The sequence below is a fragment of the Kitasatospora sp. NPDC030952 genome (genome assembly GCF_055571335.1).
The window spans coordinates 342,517-358,528 of the sequence record NZ_JBVIFM010000002.1 but is presented as its reverse complement, the minus strand read 5'-3'; the positions used below and the strand labels follow the sequence as shown (position 1 = coordinate 358,528).

At 73.1% G+C, this 16,012-nt stretch carries 13 protein-coding genes; 7 read left to right on the top strand and 6 right to left on the bottom strand.

Annotation, left to right across the window (positions count from 1 at the left end):
* The first annotated feature begins 120 nt into the window (after positions 1-120).
* Entirely contained in the window at positions 121-1,017 is an 897-nt protein-coding gene (locus tag ACZ47G_RS06305) for a CPBP family intramembrane glutamic endopeptidase (RefSeq protein WP_465740299.1), read from the top strand.
* Positions 1,018-1,050: 33 nt separating this feature from the next.
* Here the strand turns inward: ACZ47G_RS06305 and ACZ47G_RS06300 are convergent, their stop codons facing one another.
* The 3 genes from ACZ47G_RS06300 to ACZ47G_RS06290 all read right to left on the bottom strand — a co-directional run bounded on the left by ACZ47G_RS06300 (position 1,051) and on the right by ACZ47G_RS06290 (position 4,033).
* On the bottom strand, positions 1,051-2,118 hold the full coding sequence (locus ACZ47G_RS06300) for a HEAT repeat domain-containing protein (RefSeq protein ID WP_465740298.1): 1,068 nt from the start codon (positions 2,116-2,118) through the stop codon (positions 1,051-1,053).
* On the bottom strand, positions 2,112-2,783 hold the full coding sequence (locus ACZ47G_RS06295; protein WP_465740558.1) for a HEAT repeat domain-containing protein: 672 nt from the start codon (positions 2,781-2,783) through the stop codon (positions 2,112-2,114). Before ACZ47G_RS06295 ends, ACZ47G_RS06300 begins: the two co-directional genes overlap by 7 nt.
* Positions 2,784-3,025: 242 nt before the next feature.
* Positions 3,026-4,033, bottom strand: a complete 1,008-nt coding sequence (locus ACZ47G_RS06290) for a GlxA family transcriptional regulator (RefSeq protein ID WP_465740297.1) — start codon at positions 4,031-4,033, stop codon at positions 3,026-3,028.
* Positions 4,034-4,085: 52 nt separating this feature from the next.
* On the opposite strand from ACZ47G_RS06290, the gene ACZ47G_RS06285 reads away from it, so the two are divergent.
* The gene (locus ACZ47G_RS06285; protein WP_465740296.1) at positions 4,086-4,481 is read left to right on the top strand and encodes a cupin domain-containing protein; all 396 of its coding nucleotides are present in this window, start codon (positions 4,086-4,088) and stop codon (positions 4,479-4,481) included.
* Positions 4,482-4,501: 20 nt separating this feature from the next.
* Here ACZ47G_RS06285 and ACZ47G_RS06280 read toward each other — a convergent pair whose 3' ends face one another.
* Complete coding sequence (locus ACZ47G_RS06280; RefSeq protein ID WP_465740295.1) at positions 4,502-4,918, bottom strand: nuclear transport factor 2 family protein; 417 nt, start codon at positions 4,916-4,918, stop codon at positions 4,502-4,504.
* Positions 4,919-5,371: 453 nt separating this feature from the next.
* On the opposite strand from ACZ47G_RS06280, the gene ACZ47G_RS06275 reads away from it, so the two are divergent.
* Together ACZ47G_RS06275 and ACZ47G_RS06270 are read left to right on the top strand one after the other, a co-directional pair.
* Complete coding sequence (locus ACZ47G_RS06275) at positions 5,372-5,809, top strand: SSI family serine proteinase inhibitor (RefSeq protein ID WP_465740294.1); 438 nt, start codon at positions 5,372-5,374, stop codon at positions 5,807-5,809.
* Between the two features lie 55 nt (positions 5,810-5,864).
* Positions 5,865-6,068 carry a hypothetical protein gene (locus ACZ47G_RS06270; RefSeq protein ID WP_465740293.1) on the top strand — a complete coding sequence of 68 codons (204 nt, stop codon included), beginning with the start codon at positions 5,865-5,867 and terminating at the stop codon, positions 6,066-6,068.
* 481 nt (positions 6,069-6,549) lie between these two features.
* Here the strand turns inward: ACZ47G_RS06270 and ACZ47G_RS06265 are convergent, their stop codons facing one another.
* The gene (locus tag ACZ47G_RS06265; protein ID WP_465740292.1) at positions 6,550-7,794 is read right to left on the bottom strand and encodes a cytochrome P450; all 1,245 of its coding nucleotides are present in this window, start codon (positions 7,792-7,794) and stop codon (positions 6,550-6,552) included.
* A gap of 906 nt (positions 7,795-8,700) precedes the next feature.
* On the opposite strand from ACZ47G_RS06265, the gene ACZ47G_RS06260 reads away from it, so the two are divergent.
* Complete coding sequence (locus tag ACZ47G_RS06260) at positions 8,701-9,621, top strand: hypothetical protein (protein WP_465740291.1); 921 nt, start codon at positions 8,701-8,703, stop codon at positions 9,619-9,621.
* 87 nt (positions 9,622-9,708) lie between these two features.
* Here ACZ47G_RS06260 and ACZ47G_RS06255 read toward each other — a convergent pair whose 3' ends face one another.
* Positions 9,709-12,915 (bottom strand): M28 family peptidase, encoded by a 3,207-nt coding sequence (locus ACZ47G_RS06255; protein WP_465740290.1) that lies wholly within the window; start codon positions 12,913-12,915, stop codon positions 9,709-9,711.
* 435 nt (positions 12,916-13,350) lie between these two features.
* Between ACZ47G_RS06255 and ACZ47G_RS06250 the strand changes: the two genes are divergently transcribed.
* Together ACZ47G_RS06250 and ACZ47G_RS06245 are read left to right on the top strand one after the other, a co-directional pair.
* Positions 13,351-14,790 carry a helix-turn-helix domain-containing protein gene (locus ACZ47G_RS06250; RefSeq protein WP_465740289.1) on the top strand — a complete coding sequence of 480 codons (1,440 nt, stop codon included), beginning with the start codon at positions 13,351-13,353 and terminating at the stop codon, positions 14,788-14,790.
* Positions 14,791-15,007: 217 nt separating this feature from the next.
* Complete coding sequence (locus tag ACZ47G_RS06245) at positions 15,008-15,907, top strand: sterol desaturase family protein (RefSeq protein ID WP_465740557.1); 900 nt, start codon at positions 15,008-15,010, stop codon at positions 15,905-15,907.
* Positions 15,908-16,012: the final 105 nt, after the last annotated feature.

Sequence of the window (16,012 nt, the reverse complement as noted above, 5' to 3'; positions counted from 1 at the left end):
CTCGTCCTCCCGGCGCAGTGGAGCCTGCTACACCATCGGCCGACGAGCCTGCACGATCGCCCGGGCCACCCCACGATTCGTAGCGTCACCGCCATGAAACTCATGAATCGCACGAAACGCATGAAACGAACGGACACTTCGGGCGGCTCGCGCTCCGATCTCGTCCTCTTCCTGTCGATCAGTTTCGTCGGCGCGTGGATCACCATGATCCCGCTCTGGGTGGACGGCCTCCGCCGGACGAGCGCCGCGCAGGGGACGCCGCGGCTCGCGGCGCTGTGCATGATCCTGATGATGCTGGTGCCGGCGCTGACCGCCTTCGGACTGACCGCGCGCCGCCGGGGGCCGCGCCAGGCGCTACGGGTCCTCGGGCTCGCCAGGGCCACCCCGTGGCGGCGTGAAGTCCGGTCCGTCGCGGTCGCGTTGACGATCCCGCTCGGCCTCACCGCGGCCGGCCTGACGCTGGCCACACTGGTCGGCTGGTACACCCCCGCGCACCTGCCCGGGCCCGCCACCGTCCTGCCGCTCGTGCTGAGCGCGCTGCTGTCCGTGCCGCTGTACTTCGGCGAGGAACTCGGCTGGCAGGGCTACCTGTTGCCCCGGCTGCTGCGTTACGGCAGGACCCGCGGCCTGCTGATCGGCGGCGCGATCTGGGGGGCGTGGCACGTCCCGATGACCGCGCTCGGGGGGAGCTACCCGGGCCATTCGGTCCTGCTGGGCGTACCCGTCGCCGTGGTGACCGCCATGCTGCTCGGAACGGTGATCGCCACCGTCCGGTTGTCCACCGGGTCGGTGTGGGCGGCCGTCGCGGCGCACCTGTCGCTCAACGAGTTCACGCTGCCGCTGACCCGCGAGGTCTCGGGCCGTCTCGTCGATCCGCTGCTCGCCGGCCCGTTGAGCATCTCCACCTGGCCGGTGACCGCGCTGGCCGTGCTGGGTAGCTGGCTCGCCTACCGAGGGCGTGCCGGGCGGGACCAGTCCCTGCCGGTGGCGGAGGAGCGGCTGACGGCGTCCCGGTAGCGGCCCCCGGGGGGGTGCCGCCGGCGGGGGACCTCAGGGGCCGTCGCCGTCACCGTCACCGCCCACGGGGGAGTGCTCTTCGGGGACTCCTTCGGGGACTCCTTCGAGGACTCCGAGGAAGGCCGAGGCGACGAGGGCGACGGTGTGGTCCTCGTCCCGCGCCAGTCGGTGCAGGAGGGCGTGCGCGGTCGGTCCCGGCAGTTCGACCAGGGCCTGGGTGAGGCGGATCCGGGCCGCGGAATCCACGGTGTGGGCGGCGAGTCGGTCGGCCAGCGCGGTGGTGATCCGGTCCTCGGCGTCACCGTCCCGGGCCAGGGCTCCCAGGACCTCCGCCGCGTCGACGTCGTGGGAGCCCTCGACCACCATGGCGACCAGCGTCGGTACGGCCGCGGGCACGCCGCGCCGGCCCAGCGCCAGCGCGGCGTGCTCGCGCACCGTCGGGTCCTCGTCCCCGAGGGCGTCCGCGAGGGCCGTGGCCGCGCCCGGGGCCTCGGGCATCCCGGCGAGCGCCCGTGCCGCGCGCCGCCGGACGTCGACGTCCTCCGAGCGCAGGCCGGCGGCCAGTTCCGGCACGCCGTCGCCGCCGGCCCGGGCGAGCGCCCAGCGCAGGGCGCCCGCGACGTTGGGGTCGGATTCGGACAGGACCGCCCCGGCCAGCAGCTCGGCCGGAACGGGCACGCCCTCCGGCCGGGCCAGTACGGCCTGCTGCCGGCGCGCGGCGCTGGTGGAGCCGAGCCCCTGGAGCAGCTCGACGATGCGCAGCACGTCCTGCCAGCCGGTGGGCGCCGAGGCGTCGACCGCGCGGAGCCGCCCGAGCAGCTCCTGGTCCTGCGCCAGGCGGTCCTCCGTCCACCGGATCAGGTCGCCGACCAGCTCGGACGGCGTGAAGGCGGGATCCTCCAGCGCGCGGCCGATCTGCTTGAGCGAGAGTCCGAGGGAGCGTAGGCACTCCACGTGGAAGATCCGGCGGACGTCCTCGTCGGAGTACTCGCGGTAGCCGCCGACGGTGCGGCCGGTCGGCCGGACCAGGCCGAGGGCGTCGTAGTGCCGGAGCATCCGGGTGCTCACGCCCGAGCGGCGGGCGACATCACCGATCAGCACTCCGGGGCCTCCGGGCCTCCCACCGCAGCCTCGACGGCAGCCGCTCGTTCCGGGCCCAGCGCGGTGAGCCGCTGCGCCTCGAAGACGGCCGCGTCGAACCCGGTCTCCGGGTCCCGCAGGAGCAGCACGGTGGCGCGGGCGTGTGCCGCCACGGCCGGGTCGGGGTCGGCCGCTGCCTTCTCCAGGGCGGTCTCGGTCACCGGGCCGAGGTCGACGAAGGCCCGGCTCAGGCTCAGCCGTACGGTGCGGTCGCCGCGGCCGAGCTGTCGGACCAGTTCGTCGGCGAGGTCCTCCCTCCCGTCCTCCGGGACGAGGACGACCGCGACACGCCAAGCGGTGCGTGCCACCTCGTCGTCGGCGTCCCGGAGCAGGTCGCGGGTGATCCAGGGCCAGGCGCTCCGGTCGCCGATCTTGGAGAGCGTGTGCAGCGCCTGACTGCGGGCCTGGGGGCGCTCGGAGTCGAGTTCCCGGCGGATCCGGGGCAGGGTGAGTTCCGACGGTAGGCGGGTCAGCGCCCAGGACAGCATGTCCCGTACGAAGAAGTCCGGCTCGACCGAGCACCGCTGGACCAGCGGCTCCACCAACCCGGGGTCGGGGTTCGAGCCGACCGCCAGGGCGGCCTGGAGCCGGACCGACGCGTCCTCCGCGCCCAGGGCGCTGATCATGCGGGTGTGCTGCTCGTTCTCGTTCTCGTTCGCGATCGCGTTCGTGGCGTTGATCGGGACCACCTCCTGCACCCAAGTGGACACCTTGTCACGGTGACAAGGTCAAAACCATTTGGGTGCCCCGGTGCCTGCTGAGGCGGGGCAGATGATCCGAAGAACGGGAAGGAGGTCTCGCGGCGCCGAGCCGCTGCGCCCGCTGTCAGCTCACCTCCCCCGGCGATCAGCTCACCCCCGTCGTCGGCTCATCCCGCCGTCAGCTCGCCCCCCGGCCCGAACCGCTGCCGGTACGCCGACGGGGAGATGCCCGTCTCGCGCTGCATCAGCGCGCGCAGGTTGGTCGCCGTGCCGAGCCCGCTGCGCCGGGCGACCGCCTCCAGTCGGGGCTCGCCGCGCTCGATCAACCGGCAGGCCAGGGCGAGCCGTTCGCCGGTGAGCCAGGCCAGCGGGGTGGTGCCCAACTGGGCGCGGAAGCGGCGGTGCAGGGTCGCCGGGCTGACGGCCCCGTGCGCCGCGAGGTCGGCGACGGTGAGGGGCGCGTCCAGCCGTTCCTGGGCCCAGGCCAGCAGTGGGGCCAGCGACTCGTCGGGCCGCTCGGGCACCGGACGTTCCACGAACTGCCGCTGGCCGCCGTCCCGGTGGGCCGCGAACACCAGCCGCCGGCTCACCGCGTTGGCCACCTCGGCGCCGTGGTCGCGGCGCACCAGGTGCAGTCCGAGGTCGAGCGCGGCCGCACTGCCCGCAGCGGTCAGGATGTCGCCGTCGTCCACGAACAGCACGTCCGGTTCGAGCCGGACGGACGGGAACCGGGCCCGGAAGGAATCCGCCCACTGCCAGTGCGCGGTGGCCCGGCGCCCGTCCAGGACCCCGGCCTCGGCCAGGGTGAACGCGCCGCTGCAGAAGCCGACCAGGCGCGCGCCGCGCGCGTGCGCCCGACGGACGGCGTCCAGTACGGCGGGCCGGCGGGGCACCTCGACGTCGGGGCGGTTGGGCACGATGAGGGTGTCGGCGGTGTCGGCCGCCTCCAGTCCGGCGACCCCGGTCAGGGTGAAGAACCCGTCCCGCATCAGGACGCCCGGCTCGGGGGAGCAGAGCCGGAAGTCGTAGAGGTCCCGGCCGACCTCCGGCCTGCGCAGCCCGAACACCTCGGTGGCACAGCCGAGTTCGAACGGGTTCGAGTTCTCGTCGACGATCACGACGACCCGGTGCACGCCACCCGCCGGGCGCGCGGACTGCGAGGATCCTTGCGACATGTGCCATTTCTAGCACTCACCCCGAGCGCCCGCGACGGCCCAGGATGGGTCCATGAGCAACCGACCCATCGCCCTCGACCAGGCCCTGGCCACCTTCGACGCCCTGTGGAGCCCCCGCATCGTCACCCGTGTCAACGACTACGACGTCCGCATCGCCAAGGTCGAGGGCGAGTACCTCTGGCACGCCCACGACGACACCGACGAGTTCTTCCTCGTCCTCGACGGCGAACTGCGCATCTCCCTGCGCGAACCCGCCGGCGAACGCACCGTGGTGCTCCCGAAGGGCGCCGTCTTCACCGTCCCGCGCGGTACGGAGCACAAGCCGCACGCCCCGACCGGCGCCGCGATCCTCATGTTCGAACCCACCGGCACCCCGAGCGTCGGTGACCGCCACGACCCCGTCCCGTCCCACGTCGACGCGACGACCGGGCACGCCCTGAACCCCTGACGGCCCTCCACCGCCCGCGATCAGTCGGACCGGGTCATCCCGCCCAGGGGAGCGCGCCGTGCCGACACCGTGCGGTGGCCGATCCGCCAGCCCTCCGCCGTGCGCACCACGATGTCGTCGTAGGAGACGGACCCGCAGGAGCCGTCCGCCCGGATGCCGAGCCCCTTCGACCGGACGTGCACCCGGCCGTCGTCCGCCTCCGTGACGACGACATTGGTGACGTGGTGCGCGACGGGGTTGGCCGCCCCCAGCGCCCACGCCGCCTCCCGGACGGCCGGGAGCCCGTTCAGCGGCTCCTGGCCGAAGTCGGTGAGGTCGTAGACGACATCGGAGGTGAACACCTCCGCCAACCGGTCGAGGCTCCCGTCGTCGACCACGTGGCCGTGCAGGGACACCAACTCGGTGATGGCCAGCCGGTCTTCCAGGGCGAGTGACACGCGCGTCCTCTCCGGCCGGCCGTGGAAGGCCGAGCCGAGCATCGATCCCCCGTGACGGGTTCGGCGGAGCCGAGCGCAGCAAGGGCCGTACCCCGCGATCCTTCCGCACCACCGGGCGCTCTGTCACCGATTTCCCCGGGAGCGAAGGCCCGCTGCCGCGACAGCGACGGCAGTAGCGTCGGGTGGATGAGTGAACTCAGCGACTGGACGTACGTGGTGACGGACATCGAGGTCGACGGCCCGTGGGCGGGGGTCGTCCTCGATCCGCTCCTCGGGGCTGTGCAGGTGATCTCCTCGGGTGAGTGAGTCCGGTGGTGGAAGCGTGGTGTTGACGTGAGCCTGACATGAATGTTCATGTGAGCGTAACGCATCGCTCGCTTTCAGTTGATTGCGTGGCGCACACAGCTGCCCGGACACACAAGGTCCGGGCAACGCGGAGGAAAGGCATCACAAATGCGACGCATGACGATGGCGGTCACCAGCCTCCTGGCGACCGGCGCGGCCTCGATGATCCTCATGGCCGGCACCGCCCAGGCCGCCACCACGGTCACCACCCAGCTCGGCTCGATCCACCTGACCAAGACCGATCAGGCGGGCAACACCACCTCGGCGGACCTGTCCTGTTCCGCCACCCACGACGGCTCCGGCTTAACCACCGTCACCGGCACCGGAACCGTCACCAACCCGAACGCCGCCTGCACCGAACTGGCCGCCGTCAACGGTGACTTCAGCAGGCTGCTGGTGCACCCGACCTGGATGGTCATGGCCCTCCAGGCGCCGATCGCCGCCACCGCCCAGGGCAACTGGGGCGCGGCCTCCGCCGACTGGTCGCACACCTACGTCAACGGCAGCGAGCTGACCAAGTTCACCGGCGACGTCCTCGGCTTCTGAGGCCCCTGCGGCCTCGGAGGCCCCTGAGGTCGACGCCGACCCTCGCACACAGGGCGTGGCCGCTCCCGGCGCCGGGAGCGGCCACGCCCGCGTGGTCACCCGCCGGGCGGGCGGTCAGGCCTTGGTGGTGCCGTGGCTGCACAGCGAATCGTTCGACCGGACGGTCACGCAGAACCAGTACTCGGGGAGCTTCTACTTCGACAAGCAGAACAGCCGGGTCTACTTCTGTACGGTGAATCCGAAGATACGCACCGACTGACCGGCGCGGCCGTGGCGCGGGGCGCCGGTGTGGAGTCGGTTGGCCTACCGACTCCACACCGCCGACGGGATGGCCCACCGCCCAAGCCCTCACCACGGACACGACGCAGTTTCGAGTCGGTCCACCTGCCGAGGGCCGACAGGACCGGCTGCTGCCGGCCGCCGTGCGGGGGATTGTCTTCAGCTTCCCCGACTTGCCGAATCACCGGAACAAGGACTCCAGCGAGGAGCCGGATTCCCGGTCCTGCCTGTGCATGGGCCTGGAGCGGGTCGAGCAGAACGGGGTCATCGCCTGGGGCAAGACCGGCTCCCGCCCGGCTGCATCACCGAGGTGTTCACCACCCGGGACCTGAGCCGTTCGGTGGTGTCCTCGGTGAACCCGACCGGTGGCCAGCGGGCGGAGATCTCGTATGCCGGCCGGCTGGTCGTCACCTTCGGGTCCGTCCGGCAGGTCGGCGGGCGCCGCCGCGGGTGGGGCTCGCTCAGCGCAGCACCGCCGGGGTCGGGCCGTCGGGGCGGACGGTGATGCTGTAGGCCGCGCCGGTCGGGCGGGAGCGGAACTCCACGCGGCCCAGCGGGAGCAGGAGTTCCAGCAGCGCGGTGGTCTCCCGGAGGGCGAACTGGGTGCCCAGGCACGCGCGGGCGCCGAGGCCGAAGGGGAAGTAGGCGCCGAGGTGGGCGGGGCGGGTGGCGCCGGGGGCGAAGCGACCGGGGTCGAAGCGGTCCGGGTCGGGCCACAGGGCCGGGTCGCGGTGGGTGAGGTAGGGGCAGACCAGGACGTCGGTGCCGGCGGCGATGTGGTGCCCGGCGATCACGTCGTCCTCGATGGCGTGGCGGGGGAGCATCCAGGCGGAGGGGTAGAGCCGGAGGGTCTCGCTGACCAGGGCCTGCGGGGCGGCGCCGCGCGCCCCGGGGTTGCGGTCGAGGAGCAGGAACAGCCAGGTGAGGGTGGTGGCGGTGGTCTCGTGGCCGGCGACCAGCAGGGTGACCAGCTCGTCGCGGATCAACCGGTCGGTGTACTCGGGGTGTTGGTCGGCCGCGTCGAGCAGGACGCGCAGCACACCCGGTTCCGGGACGTCGGAGGCGGTGCGCGCCACGTCGATCGCGGCCTGGGCGACGGCGTCGATCCGGGCGAGGTCCTCGGCGACGGCGTCCCGGGCGTCGGCGGCGTTCGTCGGCAGGGTGGGCATGGCGGCCACTACCCGTTCCACCGAGCGCAGTTCGGCGTCGGTCCGGTCGTCCAGGGCCAGCCCGGTGAGCGCCCGCCAGACGGTGTCCAGGGCGAAACCGCGCATCTCCTCGGCCACGTCGAAGGGCTCCCCGCTGCGCCGGTACCCCTCCCAGCGGTCGGCGGTGCGGCGCGCGGCGGCGGCGATCCGCTGCTCGTAGCGGCGCATGCCGGTGCCGGTGAACTGGGACTGCAACAGCCGCCGTTGGCGCTTCCAGGCGTCGCCGGTGGCGGACAGCACGCCGTCGCCGACCAGCATCCGGGCCCGGTGCGAGCGCTTGACGTACCGGTCGGGGTGGCGGCCCAGCACGTGCTGGACGGCGGCCGGGTCGGTCACCAGCACGGTCGGCATCGGGGCGCCGGCGAGCCGGAAGGCGGCGATGCCGCCGATACCGCGCTGCGCCCGGGCGAGCAGGTCGACCAGCTGGGCCTCCTCGGCCCGCCACTGCTCGACGGCCTCCGCCGCCAGCTCGGGGACGGGGTGCGTTTGCGTGGTCACGGGTATCTCCTCGGGTCGACGGCCGGAGGGGGCCTGGGAACAGCTCGGCTGACTGTACGCCGGACGGGTGGGGTCGAGTGGCGGTGTGATGACTTTCGGTGGGCCCCGCCCGGCCAGGCCCACCCGGGCGGAGGACAGTCTCGGCGTGCACGAACGGGTACGGTTCGGCGGGGTCGGTCCCGCCCCGTCCTTCGTCCCGCCCGACATGGGAGACCACATGCCCAGGACCGCTCGCCGTGACTCCCGTCCGACCGTCGCCGGGAGCGCCCGCTGTTTGGCCGCCGCTGCGCTGCTGGTAGCTGCTCTGACGGCCTGCGGTGGTGGCGGCGGGTCCGCCCCCGGGGCCCCCGTCGGCCCGGCGGGGGGAGCCGGCCAGGAGTCGCCCTCGGCCGGGCAGGGGTCGCCCTCGGCCGGGCAGCAGCCCGAGGAACCCAGGACCCATGCAGGGGGCGACTCGGGGTCGTTCGCGACCGCGGGCCAGCCGAAGGCACAGGCCGAGGTGAAGGGCAGACAGGTGGCGATGTCGCTGGCGCCCACGACCGAGCCTTCGCCGGAGGCTTCGTCCTCCCCGGTCCTCGCCGAGATCAGCGCGGTTCACGTCTGCTCGGACAGCACAGCCGTCGCAACCCCTGCACGCCAGGAGGTCACACTGGTCAACGGCGCAAGCCCGCCGGTGGAGTTCACCCTCCCGGGGACGCCGTCCGGAGGCGGTCAGCCCGCGATCTGCTACACGCTTACCATCGGCGACACCAGCAAGAACGACCAGGCTGAGGTCTCCCCGACGAGCGGGCCGTCCGACCAGAGCGGTGCCCCGAGCGGTGCCCCGAGCGGTGCCCCGAGCGGTGCCCCGAGCGGTGCCCCGAGCGAGGCCAGTCCCACCGACGGGAGTACGAGCGGCGGAACCCCTTGAGCCCGGCGAGGGAGACGGCCGCCGCCGGTGCGACGAGCGCCTCGATCACCCGGCTCGCCACCTGGATCGCCCCGACGACACTGATCACCGCGCTGCTGTTCTTCTTCGGCTACGTCCACACCAGCGCCTACTACGGCTACTTCGGCGTCGACAGTTCGACGCTCGGCTTCGCCACCCGGGAAGTGCTGGTGGACAGTGAGAGCGCGCTCTACCTGCCGGCCGGAGTCGCGGCCTTCACGGCCTTGGCAGCCGCGCTGGTCTTCCACGCCGCGAGCAAGCTCATCCGGCGGGGGCGGGGCAGCGCACGGATGGTCCGCCGAACCTGCCAGGTCGTCACCGTGCTGGCCGTGGTGCTCCTGGTCCTCGGCTTTCTCGCGGGCTTCCAGATGATCCGACCCGGTGGCCTGAGCACTCCGCTGATGATCGGTGGTGCGCTACTGCTGATCGTGCTGGCGCGGGTCCTGATCAAGCGCAGCACCGGCAGCGACCGTTGGCTGTCCGGGGAGCGGGCGGCGATCGGTATCGCGGTGGCGATCACCGCGCTCTGCGCGTTCTGGGCGGGCACCATCTATGCCTCCGACCGGGGGAGCGATCACGCGGAGTGGGTCGGGAAGAACCTGTACACGCGCCCCGCGGTCATCCTCGACACCGCTGAACGACTTCACCTGGACCTCTCCGCGTGCGCCCGGCCGGACACCGCGGCGTGCCGCGACTCCGAATGGCCCGGCCTGACGGAGTCGACGCCGCCGGACGTCGGGCTCCAGGACCGGTTCCGCTACCGCTACCGCGGTCTTCGCCTGCTCGCGCAGTCCGGCGATCGGATGTTCCTCCTGCCGCGCCACTGGACCTGGGAGCACGGCAACCTGCTGATCCTGCCGATGACCGCGGACGTCCGGGTCGCCGTCCATCCCGGCTGAGCACCCGGCTCGCGGACGGCTGCGCCGCGGTCCGTCCCCCTCGACGGATCGCGGCGCAGCGGTTCAGGGGGTGTCAGGCAGTGCTGGTCACACGGCCTCCCAGAGGGCGGGGACGATCGGCGGCTCCCAGCCGACCTGGGCGGTGTGGCCCTGGACGCAGCGGTAGCTGACGCCGTTGTAGGTGACGATGTCGCCGGCCTGGTAGGTGGTGCCGGGGGTCCAGGCGTTGCCGGGGTTGGGCGTTCCGCTGCCGACGACCAGGGTGAAGCTGGTGGTGTGGGTGGCCGAGCCGGTTCCGGTGACGGTGATGCTGTAGGTGCCGGCCGCGGTGGACGCCGCGGTGGCGACGGTCATCGTGGCGGAGGCGCCGGACTGCACCGAGGCCGGGTTGAAGGTGACGGTGACCCCGGCCGGGGCGCCGGTGGCGGTCAGGTTGACCGTCTGGGCGGAGCCGGAGGTGGTCGCGGTGGCGACGGTGGCGGTGGCGGAGGTGCCGGGCTTGACGGTGGCGGTGGCCGGGTTCACCGAGAGGGAGAAGTCGTTGGCGGGGGTGGTGCCGCCGACGGAGGTCTTCCAGATGGTGGAGGCCACGCCGTTGGCGTTGCGCTTGAGGACGGTGGCGTCGACGTTGGCGGTGGTGTCGCAGGACTGGTGGTAGCAGGAGTCGTAGGACTGCCCGGCCGAGCCGCCCCACTTGGCGGCCTGCGCCGAGGTCTTGACGGCGCTGGCGCCGGCCGCGTATCCGGAGGTCGGGATGCCGGCCTGCTGGAAGGAGTAGTCGTCGGAGCGGCCCTGGCCCTCGACGTTCTCCTCGGGCTGGAGGTTGAGCGAGTCCCAGTAGGCCTTCATCGGCGCGGAGGCCGCGGAGGTGAGGTTGTTGATGAAGTAGCCGGCGTTGGGCGAGCCGACCATGTCGAAGTTGTAGTAGGCCTTGATCGCCGAGCGCTGGGTGGAGCCGAGCTGGCCGACGTAGTACTGGGAGCCCTGGAGGCCCTGCTCCTCGCCGGTCCACCAGGCGAACCGGACGTGTCGGGTCAGGGTGGGGTTCTGCTGGGCGAGCGCGAGGGCGTTCTCCAGCAGGACGGCGGAGCCGGAGCCGTTGTCGTTGATGCCGGGGCCGGCCGAGACGCTGTCGAGGTGGGCGCCGAGCATGGTGATCTGGTCGGACGGGCCGCCGGGCCAGTCGGCGATCAGGTTGTTGGACTGGTAGGTGCAGGAGGTGCAGGTCTGCTCGCTGACGGTGAAGCCGGCCGCCTGGAGCTTGCCCTTGAGGTACGCCACGGACTGGCTGTGCCCGGCGCTGCCGGCCCGGCGGTTGCCGCCGTTCTGGTTGGCGATGCTGTTCAGCTGGGCGAGGTCGGCCTGGATCTTGGCCACGTCGATGTCCGGCGCGGGCCCGCCGGGCGTGCCGCCGCCGCCGACGGTCAGGGTGTACTGGGCGGTGTGGGTGGCCGCGCCGGCGGTGCCGGTCACGGTGATCACGTAGGTGCCGGCGGGGGCGCCGGAGACGGCCGAGAGGGTCAGCGTCGCGGACGAACCGGCCTGTACGGAGCCGGGGTTGAGCGTCGCGGTGACCCCGGTCGGGGCGCCGGTGGCGGTCAGGTTGACGGTCTGCGCGGTGCCGGAGGTGACGGCGGTGGAGACGGTCGCGGTGGTCGAGGCGCCGGGCTGGACGGAGCCGGCGGCCGGGCCGAGCGCGAGCGAGAAGTCGTTGTTGCCGGACGGCGTGCAGCTCGGGTCGCCGCTCTGCGCGGGCACGCTGATGGCGTCCCAGGCGGCCTTGGTGCGGTTGTAGAAGGTGCAGCTGGGGTCGAGGTTCTTGGCGGCGGTCAGGGTGGTGGTGCGGTACCGCTTGTAGGTCATGCCGCTGGTCTTGAGCAGCATGCCGCCGTACCAGACCTGGCCGGCCTGCTTGACGCCGATGCCGGTGACGCTGGAGTTGTTGCAGGTCGGGCTGGTGGGCTTGCCGCCGCCCGGGTTGGAGCCGTTGGACAGCAGGTAGAACCAGTGGTTGAGGGGGCCGGCGGCCGCGTGCACCTCGGTGCTCGGTATCGAGGAGGAGTAGCAGTCGGGGTCGTTGTTGACCAGCGAGGGCTGGTAGAGGTTGCGGATCGGGCCCTGGCCGACCAGGTTGATCTGGCGGCCGACCTGGTAGTCCGGGTAGTCGTAGGGCGCGGGCTCGTTGTTGTACTCCTTCGTGAGCGCGCCGAAGATGTCGCCGGTGCCCTCGCCGAGGCCGTTCTCGTTGTTGGCGCCGCCTGGGGTGTACTGGTCGATGCCGTGGCCGAACTCGTGGCCGACGACGTCCTGGGCGCCGATCCACTGGCCGGCCTGGTTGTGGCCGATGGACACCGAGCTGCCGTCCCAGTAGGCGTTGACGTCGTTGAGGCCCATCTTGATCGGCCAGCTGCCGCCGTTGCCGTCGTGGCCGTTGCGGCCGAGCCAGTCGCGGAGCATGTCCCATTCCTTCTGGGCCGCCCACATGGCGTCGCCGCAGCCGGTCTCCCGGCTGGAGGGGTTGCCGTTGCCCCAGGAGTCGGAGGACTTGGTGAACACCTGGCCGGTGTCGTTGTCGGAGCAGGACAGGCCGGGCCGGTTCGGGTCGCGCAGCGCGTACGAGCCGCCGGAGTTGGTGGTGCTGATGGTGAGCGGGCCGGGGCCGTTCCACTTGCTGTTGACGGTGCCGGCCTCGACGTCGTCGTAGCTGTCCACCACCTCGCCGGTGGCGGCGTCGACGAAGACGTGCAGCCGGCTGGGGGCGTGCTCGGTACGGCCGTTGAGCACCGTCTCCCAGGCGAGCCGGCCGGCGCCGTCCTTGACCCGGACGACCAGGCGGCGGGACTCCACCTTGTCCACGGTCGGCAGCTCGATGCGCGCGGTCTTCTCCGCCTGGGCGGCGCTGATCTGCGGGGTGGTGGAGCCGCCGACCGGCCCGGTGGCGGCCGACTGGAGGCCGCGGACGGCGCCCTTGCCGTCGGCGAGCACCACGGCGTCGCCGCCGACCACCGGCAGGCCGCGGTAACTGCGTTCGTAGGAGACGGAGTAGAGGCCGTTCAGCCAGGGGGTGACGGTCTTCCGCTCGTAGGTCTCGCCCGGCCCCTTGGCCAGGGCGTCGGTGCCGGCCGCGGCGGCCGCGTCGGCGGCGCTGACGGCGGCGGCCAGGGCGCTGGGCGGCGCGGGGGAGGGGGCGGGCGCGGCGGCGGCCGTTCCGGCGGTGGCGCCGATCAGGCCGGCCAGTACGGTCAGGGTGGTCGCCGTGGTGAGCAACCGGCCTGGGGAAACTCTGCGTTGCATCGAGGCTCCTCGCACGTGGGGGTCCTCGACCGCGGACGGCAAGGCTGGTGGCGCACCGCAGGCCGCGTCTGGGGGACGGCCGCTGCGGGCCGTCCGCGCTCGGGTGCCCGAACACTCACATGGCGTCATGCTCGGGTCAATGGCTGGTGCGGGCTCGGCATAGGGTTGGCAAATTCCGTCAAGGTGCGGGCGCCGTTTCGCGTCAAGCTGGGCTTTCTCGGCAGTGGTTGAGACCACCTCATGTACGGGGCGGAGGTCATCGAGTACCGTCCTCCTCGTCGGAACCGCAGGACTCGTCGTCGGGGCCCGTCGTCGGGGCCCGTCGTCGAGGTTCGTCAAACGCGTCGGACGCGCAGGCCTCGCCATCGGGCTCGTCGGGCCCGTCGGACTCGTCCCAGGGCCCCGCGTCAGGGGCCCGTCCCCGGGGAGGCAGCCGTGCACCGGAACCGTGTGGCCCCCGCCGCCTCGGCCCCGCCGCCGGCCAGGCCCCAGGACCCGGGCGCCTGGCGGGAGTTCGGCGCCCGGCTGCGGCACTGGCGGCGCCGGGCCGGGCTCACCCAGGCGCAGCTGGGCGCCGGGATCGGCTACGACCACACCGCGGTCAGCAAGATCGAGCACGGCGCCCGCCGGGTCACCCCGAGGGTCGCCGGGCGGATCGACGAACTCCTCGATGCCGGAGGAGAGTTGGTCGCGGCCTGTCTGCGCGCCGAGACCGCCGAGCTGCCCCTGCCGGCCCCCTTCGCCCCCGGTCTGCTCCGGCCGCCACTGCCCGGCGGCACACCGGACGGCCCCGCCCCCGGCGATCCGGCCCTGCTCGCACCGGCCGTGCTCGCACCGGCCCGGCTGCCGGACTACGGACTGCTCTGCCCGCTGCACGACGCCGAGGGCTGCGAGGTGCCGCCGCCCGGCGAACTGGCGGCCGTGTACGCCGAGTTCTGCGCCGCCGAGCCCGCCGTCGCCCCGCCGCTGGACGCCGTCACCGCGCACGCCCTGGCCGGGCTGCTCGCCGCCCAGCTGCGCGCCGCGGAGACCGGCGCTCACCCGGGGCTGGTCGCCGCCGTCGAACGCACCCTGGCGGTGGTGCTGGCCCGGCTGGCCGTCGCGCCCGCCGCCCAGCGCCGCCCGCTGGCCCGGCTGGCGGCCGAACACGCCCACGCGGCGGGCGCGTTGCGGATGCAGGACGGCCGCAACGCCACCGCGATGGCCTGCTTCGACCGCGCCCTCACCTGGGCCGGACTGGCCGGCGACCGGGCCACCCAGGTGGGCACGCTCAGCGACCTCAGCATCCTGGCCCGGCTGGACGGCGATCCGGTGGCCGCGCTCGGCTACGCCCGGGAGATCGACCTGGTGGCCCCCGGGCGGCCGTGGGCCGGGGCGATGGGCCGGATCAGCCGGGCCCGCGCCCGGGCGCTGACCGGGGACGTGCGCGGCACCGTGCGGCAGATCGGCCTGGCCCGGGCGGACGTGGAGCGGATCGGCGCCCGGGACGAAGCGGACGTGCCGTGGCTGTCCATCGCCTCGATGCGGCTGCGGGTGGAGTCCGCCGCGGCCGCCGCGCTGCGCGACCTCGCCGCCGCGGTGGACGATCCGCGGCTGGCCCGGCGGGCGCTGGCCGCCACCGAGACGGCGCTCGGCCTGCTCGGTCCGACCCAGCTGCCGTCCAGCCGCCTGCTGTTCACCGTCCGGGCCGCCGACTGCCACGTCTGCGCGCACGATCCGCGGACGGCCGTCGAACTGCTGGGGCCGGCGCTGGAGTCCGTCCCGGCGGCCGCCCTGCCCGCGCTGGTCGGGCACGAGCTGCGCGGTCTGCGGGAGCGCCTCGCGGCGCACGAGCCGCAGGTGGCCCGGCGGTTGGCGGAGCTGGCCGGCCCCTGAGGCGGGCCGGTCCGGGCGGATCCCGAACGGGGGCGCGGGTGGTGGGCCTTCCGAGCGCTCCTCCTGCCGCACGCCGCTGCCCTGTGGGCGGGGGTCGAGCGCGCCCCATTCACGCCGCCTTTTCGTCAACTTCGTGTGCGTAGCTTCCGCCGATCGGGTTATTCATGGCGTTAACACGTCGAATGACTGACCGTTCCGGCGGCTCCCGCTAGAGTCTCTGACGTTTCCATTCGTTGGTCCGCGAAGAACTAGGGGGAGCGTGCTGTCCGCCATCGCACGCCGGCTCGCCCATCCGCTGCTGCTCCTGGGGGTGCTGTGCACTGCCGTCGCGACACTGCGCTTCCACTGGGCGCCCGACCGGGTCTCCCCGCTCGTGCTGATCGCCGTCGTCTGCTACCTGGCGGCGCTGGAGAGGCTGATCCCCCACCGGGCCGACTGGCACCCGAGCGGTCGTGAACTCCGCTGGTACGGGGTGTACTTCGTGCTGAGCATGCTCGGCGGCGGACTGGCCCAGGGGCTGGTGACCGCGCTGGTGGGGGTGGTCGGACCGAGTCGTCCGGCGCTGCCGTTCGCGGTGGAGATCCCGCTCGCCCTGTTGATCGGCTCGCTCGGCGACTACCTGGTGCACCGCTGGTCACACCGGAACCGCTGGCTCTGGCGGCTGCACGGCGTTCACCACGTGCCGGACAAGGTGAACGTCGCCAACAACGGCGTGAACCATTTCCTGGACGTGCTGTTCGCACAGTCCGTGGTCCAACTCCTGCTGGCGATCATCGGATTCTCGGCGGATTCAGTGTTCGTGGTCGGAATATTCGTGATGGCGCAGGGGTATTTCGTTCACGCGAACATCGACGTCCGCATCGGCTGGCTCGGTCACGTTCTGGCCGGCCCGGAACTCCACCGCCTGCACCACAGCACCGACCTCGCCGAAGCCGGCCACTACGCCTCCGACCTGTCGCTGTGGGACCACGTCTTCGGGAGCTTCACCTGGCGGCCCGGACGGATCCCGGAAACCGTCGGTCTCACCGACCCGACCGCGTTCCCGGCCACCGGCGAGCTCGGCGCCACCCTGCTGCACCCCTGGCGCCGGATGAAGACCACCGAGCAGTCCGTCTGACCCCTCGCCGGCCCGCCGGGCCGACGGCCGACGGCCGACCCGACGAGTCCCGCCGGGCCCGAGTCCCCCACCCACCCCCACGCCACCCCGCCCGCGCCCGCGCCG